The sequence below is a fragment of the Paramagnetospirillum magnetotacticum MS-1 genome, from assembly GCF_000829825.1.
GTDB classification, from domain to species: Bacteria; Pseudomonadota; Alphaproteobacteria; order Rhodospirillales; family Magnetospirillaceae; genus Phaeospirillum; species Phaeospirillum magnetotacticum.
Genome location: NZ_JXSL01000020.1, coordinates 392,190 through 414,206, shown reverse-complemented (window position 1 = coordinate 414,206; position 22,017 = coordinate 392,190). Strand labels below are relative to the sequence as shown.

General features: G+C 64.4%; 19 protein-coding genes. 6 read left to right on the top strand and 13 right to left on the bottom strand.

What is annotated here, in order from left to right; genetic code table 11:
• Positions 1 to 119: 119 nt before the first annotated feature.
• Positions 120 to 1,034 (bottom strand): c-type cytochrome, encoded by a 915-nt coding sequence (locus tag CCC_RS21045; protein ID WP_052472934.1) that lies wholly within the window; start codon positions 1,032 to 1,034, stop codon positions 120 to 122.
• 286 nt (positions 1,035 to 1,320) lie between these two features.
• Between CCC_RS21045 and CCC_RS04380 the strand changes: the two genes are divergently transcribed.
• Positions 1,321 to 3,183, top strand: coding sequence for a GGDEF domain-containing protein (locus CCC_RS04380; protein ID WP_041039908.1), 1,863 nt, complete (start codon positions 1,321 to 1,323; stop codon positions 3,181 to 3,183).
• Positions 3,184 to 3,230: 47 nt separating this feature from the next.
• Here CCC_RS04380 and CCC_RS04375 read toward each other — a convergent pair whose 3' ends face one another.
• From CCC_RS04375 to CCC_RS22070, 11 genes are all read right to left on the bottom strand, one after another.
• Positions 3,231 to 4,049 carry a glycoside hydrolase family 25 protein gene (locus tag CCC_RS04375; protein ID WP_041039906.1) on the bottom strand — a complete coding sequence of 273 codons (819 nt, stop codon included), beginning with the start codon at positions 4,047 to 4,049 and terminating at the stop codon, positions 3,231 to 3,233.
• A 132-nt stretch (positions 4,050 to 4,181) separates the two neighbouring features.
• A complete protein-coding gene (locus CCC_RS04370) occupies positions 4,182 to 4,871 on the bottom strand; it encodes a response regulator (protein WP_009868740.1) in 690 nt (229 codons plus the stop codon).
• Positions 4,872 to 4,882: 11 nt separating this feature from the next.
• Positions 4,883 to 6,292, bottom strand: a complete 1,410-nt coding sequence (locus CCC_RS21040) for an ATP-binding protein (RefSeq protein WP_052472933.1) — start codon at positions 6,290 to 6,292, stop codon at positions 4,883 to 4,885.
• Positions 6,293 to 6,347: 55 nt separating this feature from the next.
• The gene (locus CCC_RS04360) at positions 6,348 to 7,754 is read right to left on the bottom strand and encodes an urea transporter (RefSeq protein WP_009868738.1); all 1,407 of its coding nucleotides are present in this window, start codon (positions 7,752 to 7,754) and stop codon (positions 6,348 to 6,350) included.
• Entirely contained in the window at positions 7,720 to 9,216 is a 1,497-nt protein-coding gene (locus CCC_RS04355) for an asparagine synthetase B family protein (protein WP_009868737.1), read from the bottom strand. Before CCC_RS04355 ends, CCC_RS04360 begins: the two co-directional genes overlap by 35 nt.
• Positions 9,216 to 11,417: an urea transporter gene (locus CCC_RS04350; protein WP_009868736.1), complete on the bottom strand. Its 2,202-nt coding sequence runs from the start codon at positions 11,415 to 11,417 to the stop codon at positions 9,216 to 9,218. Before CCC_RS04350 ends, CCC_RS04355 begins: the two co-directional genes overlap by 1 nt.
• On the bottom strand, positions 11,414 to 11,944 hold the full coding sequence (locus CCC_RS21035; RefSeq protein ID WP_009868735.1) for a GNAT family N-acetyltransferase: 531 nt from the start codon (positions 11,942 to 11,944) through the stop codon (positions 11,414 to 11,416). Before CCC_RS21035 ends, CCC_RS04350 begins: the two co-directional genes overlap by 4 nt.
• A complete protein-coding gene (locus tag CCC_RS04340; RefSeq protein ID WP_009868734.1) occupies positions 11,941 to 13,323 on the bottom strand; it encodes an alanine racemase in 1,383 nt (460 codons plus the stop codon). Before CCC_RS04340 ends, CCC_RS21035 begins: the two co-directional genes overlap by 4 nt.
• A gap of 13 nt (positions 13,324 to 13,336) precedes the next feature.
• Entirely contained in the window at positions 13,337 to 14,443 is a 1,107-nt protein-coding gene (locus CCC_RS04335; RefSeq protein ID WP_009868733.1) for an ATP-grasp domain-containing protein, read from the bottom strand.
• The gene (locus CCC_RS04330; RefSeq protein WP_009868732.1) at positions 14,440 to 14,715 is read right to left on the bottom strand and encodes a PqqD family protein; all 276 of its coding nucleotides are present in this window, start codon (positions 14,713 to 14,715) and stop codon (positions 14,440 to 14,442) included. Before CCC_RS04330 ends, CCC_RS04335 begins: the two co-directional genes overlap by 4 nt.
• A 77-nt stretch (positions 14,716 to 14,792) precedes the next feature.
• A complete protein-coding gene (locus CCC_RS22070; RefSeq protein ID WP_009868731.1) occupies positions 14,793 to 15,779 on the bottom strand; it encodes an autotransporter outer membrane beta-barrel domain-containing protein in 987 nt (328 codons plus the stop codon).
• A 435-nt stretch (positions 15,780 to 16,214) separates the two neighbouring features.
• Between CCC_RS22070 and CCC_RS04320 the strand changes: the two genes are divergently transcribed.
• Genes CCC_RS04320 through CCC_RS04310 form a run of 3 tightly spaced genes read left to right on the top strand, consistent with a single transcriptional unit; the run spans position 16,215 to position 18,750 of the window.
• A complete protein-coding gene (locus CCC_RS04320) occupies positions 16,215 to 17,090 on the top strand; it encodes an alpha/beta hydrolase (protein WP_009868730.1) in 876 nt (291 codons plus the stop codon).
• 44 nt (positions 17,091 to 17,134) lie between these two features.
• On the top strand, positions 17,135 to 17,392 hold the full coding sequence (locus CCC_RS04315; RefSeq protein WP_009868729.1) for a hypothetical protein: 258 nt from the start codon (positions 17,135 to 17,137) through the stop codon (positions 17,390 to 17,392).
• Positions 17,393 to 17,412: 20 nt separating this feature from the next.
• Positions 17,413 to 18,750 carry a sensor domain-containing diguanylate cyclase gene (locus CCC_RS04310; RefSeq protein WP_009868728.1) on the top strand — a complete coding sequence of 446 codons (1,338 nt, stop codon included), beginning with the start codon at positions 17,413 to 17,415 and terminating at the stop codon, positions 18,748 to 18,750.
• Here CCC_RS04310 and CCC_RS04305 read toward each other — a convergent pair.
• Positions 18,747 to 19,805, bottom strand: coding sequence for a Crp/Fnr family transcriptional regulator (locus CCC_RS04305; RefSeq protein ID WP_160295510.1), 1,059 nt, complete (start codon positions 19,803 to 19,805; stop codon positions 18,747 to 18,749). The two genes, CCC_RS04310 and CCC_RS04305, sit on opposite strands and share 4 nt — an antisense overlap.
• Before the next feature lie 120 nt (positions 19,806 to 19,925).
• Here CCC_RS04305 and CCC_RS04300 point away from each other — a divergent pair, with 120 nt between their 5' ends.
• Positions 19,926 to 21,512, top strand: a complete 1,587-nt coding sequence (locus tag CCC_RS04300) for a Crp/Fnr family transcriptional regulator (protein ID WP_009866959.1) — start codon at positions 19,926 to 19,928, stop codon at positions 21,510 to 21,512.
• Positions 21,509 to 21,889 (top strand): cyclic nucleotide-binding domain-containing protein, encoded by a 381-nt coding sequence (locus CCC_RS04295; RefSeq protein WP_009866960.1) that lies wholly within the window; start codon positions 21,509 to 21,511, stop codon positions 21,887 to 21,889. Before CCC_RS04300 ends, CCC_RS04295 begins: the two co-directional genes overlap by 4 nt.
• Positions 21,890 to 22,017 lie beyond the last annotated feature (128 nt).

Here is a 22,017-nt window from a genome sequence, read left to right as displayed (position 1 = left end):
GTCCATCCGCCGAACTCATTGCTTCGGATGGCATTCTTGAGGAGCCGCGTGGGTGGCCGGGACAAGCCCGGCTATGACGAGGCGGAATGAATGCTGAATATTACCTCTGTATCAAAGCACTAGCGATGGGGCGCATGCCGATTCTGCGTCGTGGTCAGGCAGACATTGCGCAGGGTCTCGGCCACGAAAGGCAGGCTGTCGGGGGCTGGCGCGCCTCCCTGGTGCCAATGGGCCAGCAGCCAGCCTTCCTGACTGACCAGGAACTGGCTGCCCTCGATCCCGTCCTCATTCAGGCCAAGGGTAATGGCCAGGGCCCGGCGGGCCTCAGGGTCACCTACCATGCAGGCCGAAGGAGACGGAGAATTCCCGCCGATGACGAAGGTCGGAGACGTGCCGCCTTCCGCCACGCCCAAAGCCCCGGCGACAATGATATGAATGGGCTTGCCCCGCTGGCCCGACAGGCTTATCCGGCTGCCATCGGCGCAGGTGGCCATCATGTCGGGAACCATGAAGCCGTGGGTCCAAAACCCGGTCCGCGCCTGTTCGGCGGCGGCGGCGTTGGCATGGAGGAAGTCGATCACCTCCCAGCGTTCCGCCTCCGGCAGTTTGTCGGCAAAGCCCGGCATGACGGATCGTCCATTCACGCCCGTCATGCCCTGGCTCACCCACCAGAACAGGTCGCCATCGGGATGGTCCCACAGATGCTCGGCGGTAAGATCCGCGGGAGGAACCGCCAGCCGGGACGCTTCGGGGCCGTCGCCACGCCCTTCGGCGCCGTGGCAGTTGCGGCAATGGCGGGCATAGACCGCCTCGCCCCGCACCACCGATTGCACGGTGAAGCCCGTGGGAGAAGGCCAAAAGCCGGTGGGCGTGGCCGGCACCAGCAACAGATCCAGGCCGGGCGCGGCGGCCAGGAGAATCAGAGCCGTCGCGATGGCCAGCCACCGCCCCATCGAATGAAGCTTCCAACAGGCCGCAAACAAGACCAAGGCCGCCAAGACCACGACCAGGCCCGAGGCAATCTCCGCCCTCAAGCTCGGCTCCGCCCAGGCGACAAGGCTTGGCTTTAGGGCGAATGGCCAAAGTGGTGGCCAGGTCAGACCAAATTGAACGGATAAGATCACGCCTAAATCGTCTCCATCCCCAAGGCATCACCCACAGCGTGCAGGCGATTGCCAGAAGATCACCTTGACAGTATTATGACCGAGCAATCATCTAAAGATACATTGGACATATATGATGTCGGCCAGCGAGCTTATGAGAACTGTCCGTGATTTTAAATCCGGGATCAGCTCTTGCCTATTGGGAAAGCCACAGATTATGAGCCTGAACTCAAAGGTTACGATGTTCTTCGTGGCCATGGCCGTCAGTCTGGTGGTCATGCTGGTGGCCATCAATCTGTACGCCTTCCGATCCTTCTCCATCGCTTCGGCCACGGATCACATCCGCACCGCAGCCGAGATCGTTCGCGTCCATCTGACCGAATCCATGATCAACGGCGTGATCGACAAGCGGGAAAGCTTTCTCAGCCGCCTGATGGATGTACAGGGACTGACATCGGCCCAGGTGGTTCGCTCGTCCATGGTGGAACAGCAGTTCGGCAAGGGTCTGGGCCGCGAATCCCCCAGCGACGATGTGGAACAGCAGGTTCTGCGCGACGGCAAGCCGGTCTACCGCGTGGAAGAAGGCGCCGACGGAACCATTTTCCGCGGCACCATCCCCTTCATCGCCTCGACGCGCGGCTCGCCCAACTGCATGCAATGTCATCAGGTGCCCGAGGGCGCCGTTCTGGGCGCCGTGACCTTGTCCATGTCCATCGCGGAGCTGAAGTCCAAGGCGCTGCTCACCGTCGCCGGAATCGTCGGCACCGTGGTGCTGTTCAGCGCCGCCACCTTCTTCCTGATCCGGCGCGTCATCCAGCCGGTATCGACCACCGCCTACAATGTGGAACTGGCCGTCCAGCGTGCGCTCCGCGGCGATTTCAAAGGTCAGGTCGTTCAACGCACCGATGACGAGGTCGGCCAGATCGCAGGCGATATGAACCGCCTTCTATCCTTCCTCGACAACGGCCTGAACCGCATCGGCGAAAGCGTCGCGCGTCTGACCAACCGGACGCCCAGCCCCGACGAGAACCTGCTGAACGCCACCATCGATCTGGTGGACAGCCTGTCGCGCGCCGCCCGGTTCAAACAGGCCATCGAGGAGGACGAGACCAAGGCCGAAATCCACGACCGTCTGGCCCGCATGCTCGATTCCGAGTTCAATATCAGGACGTTCTCGCTCTACGAGATCGTGCCCAACAAGAATCAGATGACGCCGCTCTTCGTCGATGGCGAATCGAACGGGTCCTGCCGCTGGTGCGATCCTCAGATTCTGGTGCGCAGCGAGGGCTGCCGGGCGCGACGCACCGGCCATATGGTCGATGGCGTCACCAATCCAGCCATCTGTTACGCTTTCCAGCCGGAAAACGACACCGAGACCTACAAGCATATCTGTCTGCCGGTCATCCAGTCCGGTTTGGTCGGCAATGTCTTGCAACTGGTCACCACCGAAGAGCAGCAGCAGGATCTACTGGACAAGATTCCCTTCGTGAACGTCTATCTGCGCGAGGCCGCCCCCGTCCTGGAGACCAAGCGGCTGATGGAGACCTTGCGGGAATCCTCGCTGAGCGACCCCATGACCGGGCTGAACAACCGCCGCTTCCTGGAGGAATACGTCGATACCCTGGTGGCCAATGTCCACCGGCGCAAATCGGCGTTGACGGTGATGATGCTCGATCTCGACCATTTCAAGATGGTCAACGACACCTATGGCCACGATGCGGGCGATGCGGTGCTGAAGGCCTTGTCCAAGGTCCTGCGCCAGGCGGTCCGCGCCTCCGACATGGTGATCCGCTTCGGCGGCGAGGAGTTCCTCATCGTCCTGGTCGACACCCCCTGCACGGAGGCCGATCAGGTCGCCGAAAAGATCCGCGCCATGGTCGAGGCCCTGACGGTGCAGGCCGGAACGGTCACCATCCGCAAGACCATCTCCATCGGCCTGTCCGATTTCCCCACCGACAGCGACACCTTCTGGCAGGCTGTGAAGTTCGCCGATGTCGCCCTGTATCAGGCCAAGGAAAACGGCCGCAACCGGGTGGTGCGCTTCAACGAGTCCATGTGGGAAAACAAGAAGGAATACTGACGCCGGGACCGCGGCCACCCCTTGGCTGATCCCAGGGGTGGTCCGGGTCAGGCCTTTCGCTTCGCGCCTGCGCCACCGGCGGCGGCCGTCCAGAATTTGCGCAGCATGGCCGCGTCTCCCTGGAACAGATTGCGGTCGCATCGCACCACGCCGGAAACACTGCGCGCCCGATGCCCCCGCGGGCCGCCATCCTCGGTATCGCCCGCATATTGCCAGAAATGCCATCCCTTGCCGCGCCAGGCGCTGGGCAACTGGGGCTGGTCCCGGTAATCGGCCAGCCAGAGGGGGCAATTGGCCAAAATGGAATGCTCGCTGATCCTTCCGCCCAGGCGGTGCTGACCGCGCCCCATGGGTTCGCCGTCGGCCCATTTGGCGTTGGTGTAGATCAGGGGGTGACGGCCTGTGGCCGCCAGGACCGATCGCACGAAATCCTCGGCCTGACGCAGGCGCATGGTGTTGGACGGATTCAACTCGTTGAACTCGAGATCCAGGGCCAACAGCGTCGTGGGCCCGGGCCGCGCCGATTTGAGGAACATGGCCGCCTGTTCCGCCCCCGAATATTCACGCGTCCCGAAATGATAGGCGCCCCACAGCAGACCGGCCGCCTCCGCCTCGACGCGTCGGCTGGAATACAGGGGATCGCGCCAATCGCCGCCTTCGCTGGCCTTGTGAATGACCCCCAGGATATTGCTGCGCTGCCGCGCCGCCCGGAAGTCCCTGACCGTCGTCGAATGGCTGATGTCGATCACCGCATCCAGACGGCCATGGGATCGGGCCGCCCAGGCCTCTCCCGACCGACCGCCCACACCCGCCGCCGTCGCCGCAAGGCCGAACAGTCCGGAGAGTACGGTTCTGCGCGTAAACATTTTGGGGCCGTCCCCTCGCCTCAATGGTCGGATGGAAGGCGATCATAGCATGATCGGGGTCTTGGCGGCAAAAGCGCTGCGGCGTTTCCGGCCCAAATTCCCGCAGAAACCCTCTCGATCTGAGGCGGCCCACTACGCCACGATCTCATAGCGATAGCCAATGCCATAAACGGAGTGAATGACATCGACATCCGGCCAGACCGAGGAAATCTTCTTTCGTATGTTCTTGACGTGACTGTCGATGATGCGGTCCGACACGTCCTGGTCGCCATGATAGGCCAGATCGAGAATCTGCGCGCGGGTGTAGATGCGGCCAGGACTGGAGGCCAGCAGCCGCATCAGCCTGAATTCGGTCGGGGTCAGGGGCAGGCGGTTCCCGTTGATGCAAATGCGCAGACCGGCATCGTCGATCTCCAGCTGGGCCGGTCCCGATGCCGGAACCGGATTCCCCCATTCCATGCGGCGGAACAGGCTGGTGATGCGGGCGACGACCTCCCTGGGGCTGAAGGGCTTGCAGATATAGTCGTCGGCGCCCACTTCGAGACCCAAAAGACGGTCGATCTCCTCGACCCTGGCGGTCACCATGATTACCGGAATGGTGGAAAACCGGCGCAGTTCCCGGCAGACCGCCGTCCCATCCATACCGGGCAGCATGATATCGAGGACCACGAGGTCGGGCGGATCGCGGCGGATTTCGTCCAGCGCGACCCGGCCATCGGCCACATGACTGGGCGAATAGCCCGCATGGCGCAGATATTCCACCAGAACATCGGCGATGGCCGGTTCGTCTTCGACCACCAGGATTTTGCGTTCCTGCGTCATCAAGCGCCCTCCTAGCAAGAAAACCTGACCGCGATCCTCAGTCCGCCCAGCGGCGAGGGCATGGCTTCGATGGTGCCGCCATGGGCCTCGATCAGTGTACGGCTGAGCGCAAGCCCCAGGCCCGATCCGCCGCTTTCGCGGCTGCGTGAGACGTCCACGCGGAAAAAGCGATCGAAAAGATGGGCCATGTTGTCCTCGGAAACCCCGGGTGCCGTATCGTCGAAGTGAAACAGCACGCCCGCCCCCTGCCCGCGATGGCTTATCACCAGCCGCCCGCCGGGATCGGTATAGCGCAGGCTGTTCTCCAACAGATTGGAAAACACCTGCCTAAGGCGCACCGCATCGCCCGAGATCACCAGCCCGCCCGCTGAATCGTCGGGCGCCTCCAGCCCCAGCCCTGCCTCGGCGTAACGGCCGCGAAAGGCATGGATCACCCCGTCCAGAACATCGAGAATGTCGATGGGGTCGGAACGGCATTCCAACTGGCCGATATCGGACCGGGCCAGCAGGAACAGATCCTCCACCAGCCGCGTCATGCCCATCACCTCGTGGTGAAGGACTTCGAGGCGGCGGGCATCGGCGGTGAAGACGCCATCCTGGATGGCTTCGATCTGGGCCCGCAGGACCGAAATGGGCGTGCGCAATTCGTGGGAGGAATCGGCCATCCATTGGCGCAGCGCCCCCTCCATGCGCTCCTTCTCGGCCATGCGCAACCGCTCCTCGGCCAGCTTCTGGGCGGTGACCTCGTCCAGGCGGATCATCTTCTGATTGATGTCCATCTGAAGCCGCTCGCCGGTCATCAAAATCATGCCCAGGGTGATGGTCAGGGGCATGGCCAGCCACCAAAGGGCGGTCGGGGTCTGGATACTGTCCACACCCACCGGACCGATCTGCGTGGGATCGATCATGACGGCCACCGTGCGCTGCAAGAAGAAGACGCTGCTGGCCGCATAAAGGGTTGCGGTAATCCGCATGGCCCGCTGACCTTGCCCGGCCGAGAGGAACAGCTCGATCGAAATGATGGCGCAAATCACCCCGGCCACGCTGGTGTTGAGCGCGACCCGAAAGGCCATGCTTCCCTGAATGGCGATCAGCGCCAAAAGCAAGAGGGCCGCACTGCCCAAAAACATGATCATGACCGGCGACAAAGGAGGGCGTCCGGTGAAGCGGCGGAACCCGTCCCAGACCACGGCGTATCCGACGACCACGATCGAGGGGGCGATGGCGAAAGCCATGCGCGAAACGCTGTCTCCCGGCACGGCGATCAGACCGATGACCAAGGCCCCCAGCAACATGGACACGAACCACTGAACAAGCCCAGGAATGGAGGAGTGCTGGAGCCACAACACGAATCTGGCGGCTGCCGAAGCGGCCGAGACCATAAGGACAGCCACCAGAAGGGTTCGAATATCCAGGTTCATGGGCGTTCCAGATCGACAGGCGCCAGATCGGCACCCGCCAGAGCATTGCAGGATATCAATTGAACTTGGAGAAAATATGGATCGGCCCGAGGCCTGCGCCGGACCGCCTGAGCAGCAGCAGACCGGCCATACCGGCCAGATTGAAGGACAAAAGCGGCAACCAGATGCCCAGGCGGTGCGATACGGCCCAGACGGCGACGGCCAGGCCAAGCACGGCAATCAGGCTCCAAAGGCCCCGGAAATGCTGGGGCCGGGCCATCAGCAATCCGGTCATGGCCACCGTTTGAAGGTGAAGATCGAACCAGAGCAGGGATGAGGGACCGGCCAGCAGCACGCCCGTCATCGCCCCCAAAGCCATGAGCGACAGACCGATCATCCCGGCGACCGGCGTCCAGATCAGAACCGTGAGGGCAAGCCCGCCGAGAGCTGCCACCTTCCAGCCCAGGAGTCGGATAAGCTCGGCCCATTCCCTGGAATCCGGGGTCAAGGCGGCGCCATTCAGCAGCAGCATACGCCGCGAATCGGCCAGCCCCCGAAGGGCGGCGGGCGAACTACCCAAGAGGCCCAGGAAGACCATCTCGGCATCCCTATGGCGGCCCGAAGCCAGCAGCGCGCGGCCCAATCCCTCACCGGCCACTGCTGAGCCGCCATCCCGGGCCAAGGCCTCGGAGAAATGCCGGTAAGCCGCCTCAAAGCGGCCTTGGCGAAGTCCGATCCAACCCAGGCCGGTCAGTGGATCGGCCAAGCCGGGCATGGCCGCCTGGGCGCGGGCGAACAACCCTTCCGCCTCGCCGTAACGGCCCTGGGAATAGACCGCCCAGCCCAAGCCGTCCAAGGCCCAGGGGTGGGCGGGATCCAGGGTCAGCGCGGCGTTGAAACTGCGGACCGACGGCCCCACCTCGCCCCTTTGGAACTGGCCCCAGCCCAGACGGCTCCAATCATCCGCCCCTTCCGGCCCCGAGACCGCCGCGGCAGGCTCTGACACCGCCAGGCTTTCCATCACCTTGTAAAGCGGCCGTACCGACACGGTGATCAGGGCGGCCATCACCAGGAAGGGGATGGTCAAAGGCGCCATGGCCAGCGGGGCATCGCCCAGCGGAATCACGATCGCCTCAAGAATCAGCGCCGCCGCCCAGGCCGACAACACGGTCAGAATCACCGCGCCCAGAGGGTCGGCGAAATACCATTCCACCAGGAAACCGCACAGAGCCCCATTGGCGCCGTACCAGCCGGAATTGAGCAGGCGGACATCGCTTTGCCGCACAAACGGCCAGGCCGTCGCCACCGATGCCCCCAGCAGGGCCATGCCGCAGGCCTCGGGCGAAAAGGGAAGAAAGCCCGCGATGATCAGCAGCCCCGCCCGCCAATCGCGGCACAGCGCCAGTTCCGCCATTCCGGCCAGAACGGCCTTGACCAGCAGCCGGGCGTTAGCGGCGAAAGAGTTCGAGCAGCGGGCGTCCATGGCATTCCTCGAAATCGTGGTAACGGCCGCAATCCCTCCAGATGGCGCTGTCCGGACGGGCAAGGGGAAAGCGGACCCGCCAGAGGGGGAAGAACGCCACTGCATCCTCGTCCCCCACATCCCAACCAGGAACCGGATCCGCCTTGTCCCGCCCCGCTCCCAGATCCAGGCCGCCGAAACCGCTGCCATCGGCCAGGGGAAGCTTGCGGCGCCACTGGATGGAAGGCGGCAGCAATCCTTCGGCAGCCTCGCGCAGCGCCAGCTTCGGCATGGGGGTGCCGTCCTTGATCCCGAACTTGGCGGAAAGGGGCAGGTTGACGGCCGCTTCCGCCACCTCGCGGTCCAGGAAGGGCACCCGCAACTCCAGACCATGGGCCATGGTCATGCGGTCCACCCGCTGCAACTCGGTGCGATGCAGATTGCTGAAGCCGTAATCCATGGCCTGGGGCCAGAACCGGCGCGGCACCCGGGACAGATAGTCGTAGCCTGCGAACAATTCGTCGGCCCCATCGCCGCCCAGCACCACCTTGCAATCCTTGGCCGCCATCTTGGACAGCAGATAAAGGGGAACGGCGTTGCGCACCATGATGGGATTGAAGCTTTCCAGCGCCCCGATCACTTCAGGCAGAGCGGCGCGGATATCATCCGCAGTCGCCCGCAGCACCTTGTGCCGGATGCCCAGATGGGCGGCCATCAGGGCGGCGGGCTCCTCATCGGGAGAACCGGGCAGGACCACGCTGTAAGCGACCATATCGGGCCGCGACCGCGCGGCCAAAGCGGCGACCAGAGAGCTGTCCAGCCCCCCGCTGAGAAACACGCCGCAGGGGCCTTCAGGAGGCAGATGGGAGGCCACGGCCCGCTCCAGCAATGCGCGAAGATTGGGGCGCCGGGACAGTCGGAAACGACCGGGAACCCGATACCACCGCCTCAGCCCATGGCGGGTCAGCAGATGGCCCGGCGGCAGGAAGCGCGGCGTGATGCCCATGGCGGCGAAGGCCTTCATCTCCGAGGCAAAGGCAAAGCCGCCGCCGGTCTCGGCGTAATATAGCGGTTTGATGCCGAAGGGATCACGCACCGCCAGGAATTCGCCGCTCTCCATATCGGTCAGCACGAAGGCGAACATGCCGCGCAATCGGTCAAGACCGCCCAGGCCGTGGCGCTTGAGAAGCGGGAACAGCACCTCGGCATCCGATTGACCGGCAAAGGGGTAATCGGGAAAATCCGCCCGCAGGGCTTGGTGATTGTAGATCTCGCCGTTGAAGGCCAGGACCAGACCATCGGCTCCGATCAGCGGGACGGAATCGCCCATGCGCCCGACGATGGCCAGACGATGCATGCCGATGCGGATGTCCCCGCTTTCGCGGATGCCGCTCTCGTCGGGGCCGCGATGGCCGATGGCGCCGAACAGGCTGGTAAAGGCCGTGGCGTCGCTAAGGCCGATGGTGGCGGCGATACCGCACATTACGACGCCCGCGCCACGGGCTGTTCCCACCCTTCGACGCCGGTATCGCTCTTGAAGCCCAGACGGGTCAGCCGGGCCTGAATGGCCATGCCGGGGGCGTCCAGCGAGAAGCCGACGATGCCGCCGCCCTCGGTGATCAGGGCTCCGCTTCGGCACTGCCACACGACCCGCCCGGCCAGGGTTAGGCAATGGGTGCCCGATTGCTGCCAGGCCTGGGTTTCGGCGTCCCAGTCGCGGCGGTAATGGCTCTTGGCGCCGATCAGGCCGGGCAGCAGCCAGCGCATGGCCCGCAACGGCGGCGGCAATGGCAGCAGGCGGGCGGGCGGAGCATCCGACCATTCGGCCTCGATATCGATCAGCGGGGTCAGCCCCGCCGCCAGGACGAAAGCGTCGAACAGCCGGTCGCGCGCGCCGAACCGCTCGTAAAGCGCCAGCAGATTGTCGGTCTCGGCCAGCAGGATGCGGGCGCCGCTGCCCGCCACCAGACCGAAGGTGTTGGTGGGGCCGAGATCGACTTCCAGCACCAGTTCCGTCCCATCGGCGCAGCCATAGGCCAGCCGCTGCCCGATCTGGTAATGCAGCGAGCGCTTCAGGGCCTCGCTGACATGGGGCACCGCCACCTTCTCGCGCTCGGCGGGGATGCCGTCCAGGACGAAGCGGTGATCGATGCAGATGCCGCTGAGATGGAAAGGCCGGGTAGGGCTGCCCAATGCCATGCCCACCTGGACATGCAGATGGATATGCGGCTGGGGCGAACGCCCGGAATTGCCGCACTGGCCGAGAGGGTGGCCGGGGACGAGCGTCTCTCCCAATGCAACGCTGACACTGCCCTGGCGCAGATGGGCGACCAGGACGTAATTGTCATTGCCGATGGCGATCAAAACGTAATTGCCCCAGCAATTGACCGGGTCTACCTCGCCCGGCGCATTGTCGGCAAGATCGGCGCGAAGAGCCACCACCTGCCCCCAGGCGGGCGAGCGGACGATCTGGCCGAAACAGTAGAAGTCGGCAAGCTGCGCCCCATCGCCGCGATAGGCATGACCATCGACCATGCGGTGGAAGTCGAGCGCGTGACGCCAGGGCCCCTGATGGGTATGGGGGCCGTCGAAGCTTTGATAGACATCCCAACGGCCGAAGAACGGTGCGCGCAGGCCGACGCTATGGGGCGACAGGCCCCGCGCCTCGGCCTGACGGGCCCGCTCCAGGCTGCGTTCGGGCAGGGAGGGCGCCAGCCAGTAGCGGTTCCAGGCCGCGCCATGCTCGGGCCGCAGGGTCAGCATCACCAGCCAGGTGACCACCAGGAACGGCAGGGATAGCGGCGGCAGGGCCATGAAGAACAGGGCGTTGTAAAGCGACAAAGCCGCCACGGTGGCGCATAGGGCGGAAAAACCCGCGACACCGGCGGCGCGCGCGCCGGGCGCCGTGAACAATCCGCCGGTCATGATGGCGGCCATGATGGCGGCGCTGGCCGCCGAACTGCCTGCCAGACTGCCTGCGGGAATGCCCAGGCCCAGCAGGGTGATCTGGGCGATGGCATGGGCCATCACCGCCAGCAGCACCAAGGTGCGCGACGACAGGGCCAGCGCGGCCAGGACGAAGGCGCCCCCTTCCACCGTACGGGTGAGATAAATGCCGCCCAGGGCGCGCAGGAACTCGTAGACGGGCGCGGGCATCCACTCCACGGGAACCAGAACCGGCGGCGGCGCGAAAGGCAGGGCCATGGCCCTGCCGACGGCCAGCAAGCCCGCTCCGACCACGACGAAGGACCCCGACAGCAGCGGCAGATTGGCCCGGCGCAGCCCATCGCCCATCCAGGCCGACACCAGCACGGCGAAGGGCCCCGCGCACAGGCCCAGCGCCATGGCCCGCCAGTCGGGTGCGAAGAAATAGCCCACCAGCAGCCCGGCCAGAATGCCGTTGACCACTTCAAGGCCACCCGCGGCGACCAGGGACAGCCCCAGCCAGCGCCGCCACAGCAAGGTGGAGATCCCAGCCAGCATGCCGAGCAATCCCACCCAGGGCCGCATCATGGTGCAGGCCACCAGCAGCAGATTGGCCGAGGGGCGGGTAAAGAACATGAACGAGCCGTAGCCATAGACCAGATCATGCACGAACTTGAACAGCGGCCGTTCGGCCGGTGCCTGACATTTCACCTCGATCGCGGCCCGGCGCTCGGGGTTATCCCCGCGCGGAACGGTCATGATGGCGCGCCTTGGGATTGGGCGTCGAACTCGTCCTTGAAAATGGCCACATAGACCCGGTCGACCCATCCACCCCGGCGCCAGCTATCATCGCGGGCGCAACCTTCTTCCCGAAATCCCGCGCGCTCGTGAATCCGCCGCGACCCCTGATTGGGAGCCATGAAATCGGAAACGATCTTGCGCAGGCCCAGGCCATGGAAGCCATGCTCCAGCACGCGGCGGATCACCGCCTCGCCCAGCCCTCGCCCCCACAGCTTGCGGTCGCCGATGACGATGAAGAAGCGGGCGGTGCCGCGCGCCGGGTCGTAGTCTTCCAGACCGGTCAGTCCGACAAAGGCCCCATCGCATTCGATGGCCCAGCGGCACCAGGCGGGCCCCAGGACGAAGGCCTGGATTTCCGGCAGGGACAGGGGCCGCTGGCAGCGGTCCTCCAGCCAGATATGGACATCCGGGTCGCTCAGAAAGCCGCAATAGGCGGCCACATCCTCGGGCCGGGGGGCGCGCAGGATGAAGGGCGGCGCCGTCATGGCAGATCGACCGGAGACTGCAGATGGGTGGGCAGCCTGTCGTGCCGGTTCATATCCTCGATGGTTTCGGCCTCGCGGATCACCGAATGCTCGCCGTCGGAATGGATCAGCACCACCGCCGGACGGTATTCGATGAATTGCAGCCACTGGGTGTTGTTGTAGGCGCCCACCGGATTGAAGACCAGGCAATCGCCCACCGACAGCGGCGGCAATTGCACGGTATGGCGCATGACGTCGATATTCATGCACATGGGGCCGTAGAGGACGGTATCGGCGGAATCGCCCGCCTTGGGCTTGGTCAGCTTGACCGGATGGTGGTACCACAACGCCGTCAGCATGGAATTGATGCCAGCGTCGAGGACGGCCGCCGCCCGCCCGTCGGGCAGGCGCTTGGTGCCGACCACGGTGGACGCCAGGGACACGGCGTCATCGACCACGGCGCGGCCGCTTTCGATGAACAAGGTAGGATGGGGACCGACCCGGTCGGCCAGACATTCCTCCAGGGCGGAGCACACGGCGGCGCCGTATTCCTCCACCGCCGGGACCGCCTGTTCGGGCGGCAGATAGATGCCTTGCAGCGCATTGCGGGACGGCAGCCCGCCACCGATATCGATGGCATCGATGACGCATTCGCCATCGGCCTCGACCGTCTTCATGAAGTTGCACATGAGGCGCACCTGCTCGGCATAGGCGCGGGTCTCGAGGATGAAGGTGCCGATATGGCTGTGCAGGCCGGTCAGCCTCAGATGGGCGCTGCGCTTGATGCGGGAGGCGGCGCTGTGGGCCTGTCCCGATTCCAGGTTGAAGCCGAAGCGGCTCCACGGATCGGTATAGCCGGTATTGAAGTTGAGCCGCAGCGTCACCGGCACCACCTCGCCCTTTTCTCGCGCGATGCGCTCGATCAGTTCCAGTTCGTCCAGATGGTCCACATGCAGCCGGGCGCCTTCCGCGATGGCGCGTTCCAGAATGGCGCGGGGCTTGTTGGGGCCGTTGAAGATGATGCGGTTGCCGGGAACGCCAAGCGAGCGCGCCTTCTCGTATTCGAAGGCCGAGACCACTTCGGCCCACGAGCCTTCCTGATGCAAAATGCGGCAGATGGCGCTGGTGTAATTGGTCTTGTAGGACCAGCCGTGCACCACCGGGCGGTAATGCCGCTCGAAAGCGCCCCTGACCCGGCGCACATTCTCGCGCAGGCGGCGCTCCGAGGCGATGAACAGCGGCGAACCGTAGCGCGACATCAGGTATTCCACATCGACGCCGTCGATCTGTTCCCAGCAATTGTCGCGCGCCGCGCGGCGGCCGAATTTGGAATTGTCATGGCGGTGCGGCGTGATATAGGGCGGCTCCCAGCCCCGCCGGCTGCCCGTTTCCTTGGACATCAAGCTTATCCGATCAAGCTACGCGGTTCTTGTTGCAAGGTGCGGCCACCACACCCTCGACCATCATGGCCTGGAACTGCTCCAGCGGGACGATCAGCTCCTCCGCATAGCGGATGAACAAGGTCCCGGGACGCGGCCGGGGCAGGTCGGTGGGACGGTCTCCGGCCATCAGGCGCAGCAGGGCCTGGGGCAGATTGCAACCGACCCCGTGACTGAGATAGATCCAGGCGGGAAAGCGCGGATTGACCTCGATCAGGTACAGCTTTCCGTCATCGCCGCGCAGGGCCTCCACTTCCAGCCCTCCGCGCCATTTGGTGCCTGCCATGATGGTGCGGCCCATGGCTTCCAGCTGGTCGTCATCGATGGAGATGCCAGCCCAGGCCTTGCCCTTATCGGTCAGCGCGCGTTTGCGCATCATCACCGGACCGATCATCTCGCCCGATCCGTCGCCAATGGCGGTGAGATTGATCTCGTAGCCGCCGACGAATTGCTGGACCAGCACGGGATAGCCCCATTGGGCGGCAATGCGGTGAAAGGCGGCCTTGGCGTCTTCCGGGGTTTCGGCCACCACCGCGTCGTAATAGATGCCCTTGACCACCAGGGGATAGGTCCAGCCCTCGTCGCGGCAACGCTCGAAGAACCCGGCATCGGAGACCTTTTGGGTCTCTGGCGTATGAATGCCGAGATCGCGGCAAAGCTCGCCCAGATTGTCCTTGGACCGCGCCCGCAATTGCTCCAAGCCCGGCGCCATCATGCGGATACCCGCCGCGCCCAGGGCGACCGCATTATGGGCGAAGGTGGACAACTCGGCATCCAGGCAGGGAATGACGGCGTCGATGCGCTCGGCCTCGTGGATTTCCATCAGCCGCTCAAGCTGGCCCTCGCTGCCCCCCGAAGGATAGGGGATGAGATAGCCCGCATCGAAGATCCCCGAATGATAAAGGCCGGGATCGAGGACCTCGTAGCCCAGGCCGATCAGGCGGCCTGTAAAGCCTAAGGACTCGCGCAGGCAGCGCGCCACCGCCAGCCCCGGTCCGGGATTGTCGGGCTTGGCATTGACGCCGGTAATGGCGATGGTCCAACGGCGCCAGTCGGAAGAGGTCTTGGTCAGGGGGATCATGTCAGATACCGGGCAAGCTGACGGATGAAGACTTCGACGGCCCCGAGAACAACGTCTTCAGGTACGTCGTACTGACGGGCCAACTCGTCAACGGTGGCATCAATGGAATTGTTGGCCAGCAGCAATTCCACGGTGGCGATACCGGTGTGATTGACGGTGAAGCTCTGGCCCGAGCGGGGATCGAAGGCAAAGCCGTTGGCGCTGATGGCCAGGGCCGGCAGGCGGTCCTTGGCGATCAAATCATTCAATATGTCGCGCAGATCCACGGACATTCTCTTCCCTCGCCGCCATTCTTGGCGTCTGTGATGGCTCCCCCCGACCGGAAACCGGCCGGGGGAAATGTCTTAGGTCAGAACTTGTAACGGAACGTGCCCGTCAAGCCGTAGACGGAGGAATGCTCGCGGAATTCCGTCGTCGTCCCTTCCACGGTGAAGGTGCTGTTGGCGCCGATTCCGACACTGGTTCCCGCCCCGAACGTGGTTCCGAACAGGCTGTTGGCGGCCATGGTGCCAGCGGTGTCGATGGGGGTGGCGCCGGTCTTGTTGGCGTCATATTCCAGACGGACCGAGGCGAAGGGATACAGCCAGCCCCAGGAGGTCAGATAGGTGTAGCCCGCCTTGCTGGTGCTGCGGATCTGGCCGGTGCGCGACTTGGTCTCGTTCACCACATAGCCGGTATTGGTGGTGTACATCCGCACCTTTTCGGCCGAATAGAGATAGCCGATATTGGTGCTGAGCGACCAGGAGCCGAACGTCTTGGCGGCATTCAGATTGGCGCCGGTGAAGTAGCGCAGGCCGGTATAGTCGCCCTTCTGGGAATTCGACTGCTCATGATACAGCACTCGGCTGACGCCGCCCGACATATCCACATAGAAGATGTCATTGATGATATAGGCGGCATAGGGTGCCACGGTGCCGGTCTGCCCGGTGATGTCGATATTGGAATAGCGGATCTTGGTGGCCTCGCGGCCGATACCGGCTGACAGACCCAGGATATACTTGCCGTTGATGGTAACGTCGGCGCCGGTCATGGCCGTCTTGATGGTGCCGTAATAGTCGTTGTTGACCTGATCGCCATCCAGCCAGGTCTGTCCGGCGTTGACCCACAGGCCGATGGTGGCGGGAAGGCTACCCGCCGACATGCCGGTCACAGAGGTGTCGGACTCATCAAGACTGGTCTGAGGTCCGCTGCCGACGTTGCCACCACCCGGACCACCGGGGCCACCAGGAGCACCACCACCGGGACCGCCGGGCATGCCAGCGCCGCCGCCCATGGCGCCGCCCACGGCCTGGGCCACACGGCCACCGATCATGCCGCCGACAAGATTACCCATCATGGGAGGCGGACCCTTGCCACCGCCGACCGGGGGCGGGCCGCCATTACAACCGCCACCCTGGGGCGGAGCGCCAGGAGGAGGAGGCGGACAGGGGGGACCGGCAAAGGCAGGCACGCCCGCTAGGCTCAACGCGACGACGGCAACCGCCAAGCTTCCACGAAACAACCAGCCCATACCGAGATCCCCTGCCCTATTGAATTCAACGCGTCTCAAGTCAAGCTAACTGGACAAAGTTTAAAAATCAATACACAGTCAGGAAATCTATTTGATATCATTGAGATAGAGAGCAAATTTCGTCCACTATCAATGAATTTGCGCTCGGATTGTGTGGGGATTGTGGAGATTGGGGCGATATCCTTACAATTGCGAACCGCTCAGTTGCTATTGGAACAGGTGTCGGCTGCCTGTAAATTGCATGCGCCCTCAAGCCCTCAAATGAGACGCGCATCTCTTTTCCGCCGCACCAAGGCCTGGCTCCTGACGGCGACGCTCGTCTGCCTCGGCGGCTGCGCCGGTGACGCTTTCGTCGCGGTCCCGCACAAGGCCGAGTACCTCGCCCATCAGGCGGGCTGGAGCTATGCAATGGTGGAGGCATCACCCTTCTTGCTGGCCGCGGCCGTTTCGCCCGCCACCGGAAGCGGAGCGGCCCTGACCGTCTATCTTGAGGGCGACGGCCTTGCCTTTCTCGGCCCTCACACCGTCTCCGCCGACCCCACCCCCACGGACCCGCTGACCCTGCGTCTGGCCCTGGCCCATCCCGGCGGGCCGGTCGCCTGGCTGGCCAGGCCGTGTCAGTACGGCATGAAGCCCCCCTGCCACCCTGCCTACTGGACCTCGCACCGTTATGCCCCGGAAGTGGTGGCGGGCGTCGGCGCGGCCATCGACCGGATCAAGGCACGGGTGAAGGCCGAGCGGATTGTCCTGGTCGGCTATTCCGGGGGCGGAGCTCTGGCGGTTCTGGTGGCGGCGGCGCGCAGCGATGTCAGCGCCCTGGTCACCGTGGCCGCCAATCTGGACCTCGCCCTGTGGACCAGACTTCAGGGGCTGACACCTCTGACACCCTCCCTCGATCCCGCGGCCATGGCCGGGCGCGTCGCGCATATCCCGCAGGTCCATCTCACGGGCGGGCGCGACGAGGTGGTTCCCGCCGAGGTGGGCCGCGCCTTCGTCTCGCGCGCCAATGCCCAGGGCCGGGCCCGCCTGCTGCCGGTGGAGAAATTCGGGCATGTGTGCTGCTGGGCCGAGGAATGGCCCAATCTGGCCGCGGCCCAGACCCTTGCCGCCCTGCCGGATTGGCGGCAGGGACGCTAAACCGCCTTAATATCCAGAGTTACTTGGGGAAAGGAAAATTTGACATGAACAAGATCCTGACCGGAATCGCGTTGGCCATCCTCGTTTTGGCGCCGACCGTGACAAAGGCCCAATCCGTGCCCAATCCGTCCGTGGGCGCGGAAGTCGGCACCCAGGCGGGACGCGCCACCAGCGACGCCGTCAGCAAAGCGGCGCAGCAGGCCGTCGAGGATACCCGCAAGGATAAGGCCCGCGCCCAGACCGAAGCCGAGCAGAAGGCTCAGGCTGAAGCCGCGAAAAAGGCGATGGAACCGGCCAAGTAGGGCCGGGACTGTCTTTTTCCGTGAAGCGCGCCGTGGACCGTGACGCCATCCGCCAGGCCTTGAGCCGCCATGACCTGTTCGAGGGTCTGGCGGTCGAGGCGCTGGACGAGGTTGCCGCATTGGGCCACATCGTTACCTTGCGGCCGGGGCAGGTCCTGTTCCGCAAGGGAGATCCCGGCGATTTTCTGTTCTGCGTCCTGGAGGGTCAGATTCAGATCGGGGTCGAGACCGCCACGGGCGACGTCCACCACATGAACCTGCTGCCACCAGGCACCGTGTTCGGCGAAATCGCCCTGCTCGACGACCTGCCCCGCAGCGCCGATGCCTACGCCGTCGAGCGGACCTGCGTCTTCACCATCAACCGGAACGACTTCCACGCCCTTCTCCTGGCCGAGCCCCGGCTGCATCAGCCGATCATCCGCCTGTTGTGCGAGCGGGTCCGCTGGACCAGCGCCATGGTCGAGGCCAAGAGCCATATCGAGATGGAACTGCGCAAACTGACCAGCGCCGTCGAACACAGCCCCAATCTCGTCCTGATCACCGATATCGCCGGTCGGATCGAATATGTGAACCGCAAGTTCACCGCCGTCACCGGCTGGCAGCCCGAAGAGGTGATCGGGAAAACCACCAGCCTGTTCAAATCCGGCCTTACGCCACCGTCTACCTACCAGGATTTGTGGCGGACCATTCTGGACGGCGGAGAATGGCACGGCGAATTCTGCAACCGCCGCAAGGATGGTTCCCTCTACTGGGAAAAATGCTCCATCGCGCCGGTGCGCAGCCCCACGGGGCTTCTCACCCATTTCGTGGCCCTGAAGGAAGACGTCACCGAGACCAAGCGGCTGCAGGAGGAACTCACCCGGCTGGCCAGCCAGGATTCCCTGACGGGTATCGCCAATCGCCGCCATTTCCTGGAGCGCGCCCATACCGAGATCATCCGGGCCGGACGGGCGAAGACCCCTCTGGCCGTGCTGATGCTCGACGTGGACCACTTCAAGAAGATCAACGACGAATACGGTCATGCCGCCGGGGACGCCGCCCTCAAGGCGCTGGCCGACACCTGCCGGTCGACCTTGCGCGAAACCGATCTGTTCGGACGTCTGGGCGGCGAGGAATTCGGCATCCTGTTTCCCGGCGACGATCTCAACGCCGCCACCGAGGCCGCCGAAAGGCTGCGCCTGGCCATCGCCGCCACCAAGATCACCATCGGCGGAGCCACGATCGCCATCACCGCCAGCCTGGGGCTGTCCTTGCTTCAAGACGGGGAAAAGTCCATCGACGCGGCGCTGAGCCGGGCCGATCAGGCCCTCTACGTCGCCAAGCAGGCCGGACGCAACCGGCTGGAAATCTCGGGTTAGCGATTCCCCCCCAGAGCGGCCTTCAGCTTGGTGACCTCGTCGGCGCGCTGGCGCAGGCGCCCGGACAGGGTTTCGATGAGCATCAAGGCGACCTTATCCAGCTTGCCCAAACGGGTGCGGAAATTCTCGCCGCGGATGACCAGCAGGCGAGAGGGCTCCAGAACGCGGGCGGACGCCATGCGCGGCAGCTTGTCGATCACCGCCATCTCGCCGATCAGCTGACCGGGACGAGTGAAGTCGAGAAACATCTCGTTGCCCAGGCCATCGGCCTTGACCACCTGCACCAGTCCCTTTTCCAGCACATAGAAGGTATCATCGGAGGAATCGCTCTCCTTGAAGATGAAGTCGCCGGAATCCAAGGTGAGCCGCGCCGCACCGGAACCATCGTCCACGGCCTCTTCCAAGGGACCGTTAATGATCTGCCGGGCGGCGCCGATCCCCATATTCTTGATGGCCAATGCGGCGGTTTCCAAGGTGACGGCCTTGCCACCCGCCCGGCGGCACAGTTCCACCATGCAGTCGAGGACTTGGGAATAGGCGGCGATATCGCTGGCGGTATCCTCGATGGCGCGCCCCTCGGCGCGGGCCAGCAGGCGGCTTTCGGCGATGCTGGCGACGCGGATGCCCTCTTGGGCGACCACGACGGATTTGGGGCCAAAGCCCAGTCCCTTCAGCCCGCTTTTCCAGCAATAGACCATGACATTGCCCAGCACGCGGGCGATATGCAGAGCCCCCTGCTCGGTCAGGCCGGTATCGGCCGCCATGGAATCCAGGCGCACGCCTTTGACCGAGGAGGTCACCAGAAAGGACGGTCCGCTCTTGGAGGCCATATCGAGAAGGGCGGGCAACAGATTGGGATGGCTGGCACGCCCGCCTTCCCTCACATCCTCCACCAGGGAGCCGGGGCGAAAGCCCGCTTGGCCAGCCGAAATTTCGTAAATCCGAACCGCGCGATCGGCAAAGGGATCGAGGCCGGAATAAACCTGTCCCTGGGCAAAGGGCACCGGCTCGCCGAGTATGCGGTACCGGTCGCGAATCCCTTGTGCAACAGCCACGTCCACCCTCCCTTTTCCAGCCGTCTCACAGCTTGACCCAGAGCGGCGCTCCTGGCAATTTCGTATTTGATTTTTATGGGATTTTTGCGCGCCCTCAGGGCGCCGAAAAGGGGAACCGGGATGAGCGAAGGGCAGACGGTTTTCGACGTCCAGACCTTCGGCGAGGACCACTGGATTTCGGCGGAGCAGCGACCCGGCCAGGACGCAGCCAGGGCTGTCGCCGATCGCCTGTTCGCCGATCCTCAATGCATGGGAATCCGCATCGTCAAGGAGACGAAAAAAGCCGACGGCTCCTGCGACGAAACCGTCGTCCATTGCGAAATCCGTGAATCACCTGAAACCAACCTGGAAATCGTCGTCATCGACGACGCCCATTTGTGCACCGATATCTATGATTTTTATGGTGTCGAGACCCGGATGACCATCAGCCGGCTGTGCCGGCGCTATATCGAGCGGGTCTTCCTCACGCCGACCGAATTCCTGCACAATTACCGGGCGCTGCAAAACGTCAAAGCCTACGGCAATCTTCTGGAAGCCGGGGTCGAGCGCGTGGCTGCGCTTCAGGGCGTGCTTCCCGGTCAATCGGCTTCGGCCCGCCGCGACAAGATCTATGACGTCGTCACCAAGATCACCCAGCGCATCCACAATGTGGGCGAAAGCCGGGGACTGCCCGATCTGGTGGGGGCCAAGCTGGACGACGTGCTGGACGCGGTGGTGGGATTGGCGCCCAAGGGCCGCGAGGAGTACCACGCCCTGGTGGTGCTGTGCCGCGATCTGGTGCAGCACCGGTCCTGGTTGGCCAAGTTCGAGCGCCTGGCCCTCATGTGCGGGACCGAGCCCCGCGACGACGTGCTGGCCATGATCGACGGCGTGGTGGCCGATCTGGTTTATATCCCCTCGGCGCTCCACGATATTCTGGGGTTTCAGCGCAATCTCGGCCAGTTGGTCTGCTCCATCGCCGAACTGTGCGACGGCAGTTTCGACGGTTCGGCCTCGGAGGCCGCGGCCCATCTGGCCGTCTTCCTGCCCCTGCTTGCCGCCGGTCGCATGCCTCAGACCCAGACCGCCCTGCTGGACCGCCTCACCCGCCAGATCTGCAGTTCCCAGCCCCTCGACCGCTATGACCCCACCCGCGAGCGGGATTCCTTCAAGGCGGTGGCGTCGAAACTGCGCCAGGGCGATACGGTCTTAGGGGGGAGCCTGGTGGCCGAGGCCCTGGCCAAGCGCGAAATGGCCCTGTTCGGTCCCGGCGGCATGGCCACTGACAGGCCCGCACCCGCCGCGCCCCCCTCGACACCGCGCCAAATCGCCGCCCATCTGGCCGAACTGGCCGCCCAGGGGGCCGAGGTACGAAGCTTCGCGCCGGGCAGCGTCATCTTCCGCGAGGGCGCCGATCCCGACCATGCCTTCCAGGTGGTCTCGGGCCATGTGGAGATCACCACTGTTCACAGAAAGCAACTGGTCATGCTGGCGCGGCTCAACGAGGACGCCTTCTTCGGCGAACTGGCCCTGTTCAGCCCCATGAAGCGCACCGCCACCGCCACCACCATGGGCGGCTGCCAGTTGCGCATCATTAGCATGAAGGAGATGGAAAAGCGGATCGAATCCCTCGATCCCTTCTGCCGCTTCTGGGTCCAATATCTGGTCAGCCGCATCACCGATCTTTCGGCGCGGGTGGTCAAGAGCAGCGCGGGGGGAAAATCATGACGCAGGCCGCTCCCGAATCGCTGGACAAGCAGCTCGACCATCTGGTGTTCGAGGCGGGCCAGATCATCTTCGAAGAGGGCGACAAGTCCGAAACCGCCTTCATCATACGCTCGGGCTCGGTGCGCATCGTCAAGCGCAACCAGACCGGCGACGTGGTGCTGGTCACCCTGACCGCACCCAAGGCCTTCGGCGAATTGTCGCTGATCGACAACACGCCGCGCAGCGCCGCCGCCATCGCCGCCGAGCGCACCGAACTGATGGTCATCACCGCCGACAAGTTCAAGGCCAAGATCGCCGGGTTGGACCCCTTCATGCGCGACTGGGTGCTGTTCCTCAAACACCGCATCCTGGATCTGTCGGCCCGCGTCGAAGATTGAGGCCAGCCGCCCTATGATGTGACCAGTCATCCCGAACGACCATCGGGAGGAGGGATCTCATCCTGGAGCGCCGTTTCGGAAATCGGCACCGCCCTACCAGACGGAGATCCCTCACTTTCGCTCGGGAT

What these genes read in the sequence shown, in the direction of transcription:
- CCC_RS04300 (WP_009866959.1), top strand. Translation starts at nt 19,926, where the DNA reads ATGAGCGAAGGGCAGACGGTTTTCGACGTCCAGACCTTCGGCGAGGAC.
- CCC_RS21035 (WP_009868735.1), bottom strand. Translation starts at nt 11,944, where the DNA reads ATGACGGCGCCGCCCTTCATCCTGCGCGCCCCCCGGCCCGAGGATGTG.
- CCC_RS04315 (WP_009868729.1), top strand. Translation starts at nt 17,135, where the DNA reads ATGAACAAGATCCTGACCGGAATCGCGTTGGCCATCCTCGTTTTGGCG.
- CCC_RS22070 (WP_009868731.1), bottom strand. Translation starts at nt 15,779, where the DNA reads ATGATGGGTAATCTTGTCGGCGGCATGATCGGTGGCCGTGTGGCCCAG.
- CCC_RS04350 (WP_009868736.1), bottom strand. Translation starts at nt 11,417, where the DNA reads ATGACCGTTCCGCGCGGGGATAACCCCGAGCGCCGGGCCGCGATCGAG.
- CCC_RS04320 (WP_009868730.1), top strand. Translation starts at nt 16,215, where the DNA reads ATGAGACGCGCATCTCTTTTCCGCCGCACCAAGGCCTGGCTCCTGACG.
- CCC_RS04380 (WP_041039908.1), top strand. Translation starts at nt 1,321, where the DNA reads ATGAGCCTGAACTCAAAGGTTACGATGTTCTTCGTGGCCATGGCCGTC.
- CCC_RS04295 (WP_009866960.1), top strand. Translation starts at nt 21,509, where the DNA reads ATGACGCAGGCCGCTCCCGAATCGCTGGACAAGCAGCTCGACCATCTG.
- CCC_RS04355 (WP_009868737.1), bottom strand. Translation starts at nt 9,216, where the DNA reads ATGTGCGGTATCGCCGCCACCATCGGCCTTAGCGACGCCACGGCCTTT.
- CCC_RS21040 (WP_052472933.1), bottom strand. Translation starts at nt 6,292, where the DNA reads ATGAACCTGGATATTCGAACCCTTCTGGTGGCTGTCCTTATGGTCTCG.
- CCC_RS04335 (WP_009868733.1), bottom strand. Translation starts at nt 14,443, where the DNA reads ATGATCCCCCTGACCAAGACCTCTTCCGACTGGCGCCGTTGGACCATC.
- CCC_RS04340 (WP_009868734.1), bottom strand. Translation starts at nt 13,323, where the DNA reads ATGTCCAAGGAAACGGGCAGCCGGCGGGGCTGGGAGCCGCCCTATATC.
- CCC_RS04375 (WP_041039906.1), bottom strand. Translation starts at nt 4,049, where the DNA reads ATGTTTACGCGCAGAACCGTACTCTCCGGACTGTTCGGCCTTGCGGCG.
- CCC_RS04330 (WP_009868732.1), bottom strand. Translation starts at nt 14,715, where the DNA reads ATGTCCGTGGATCTGCGCGACATATTGAATGATTTGATCGCCAAGGAC.
- CCC_RS04370 (WP_009868740.1), bottom strand. Translation starts at nt 4,871, where the DNA reads ATGACGCAGGAACGCAAAATCCTGGTGGTCGAAGACGAACCGGCCATC.
- CCC_RS04360 (WP_009868738.1), bottom strand. Translation starts at nt 7,754, where the DNA reads ATGGACGCCCGCTGCTCGAACTCTTTCGCCGCTAACGCCCGGCTGCTG.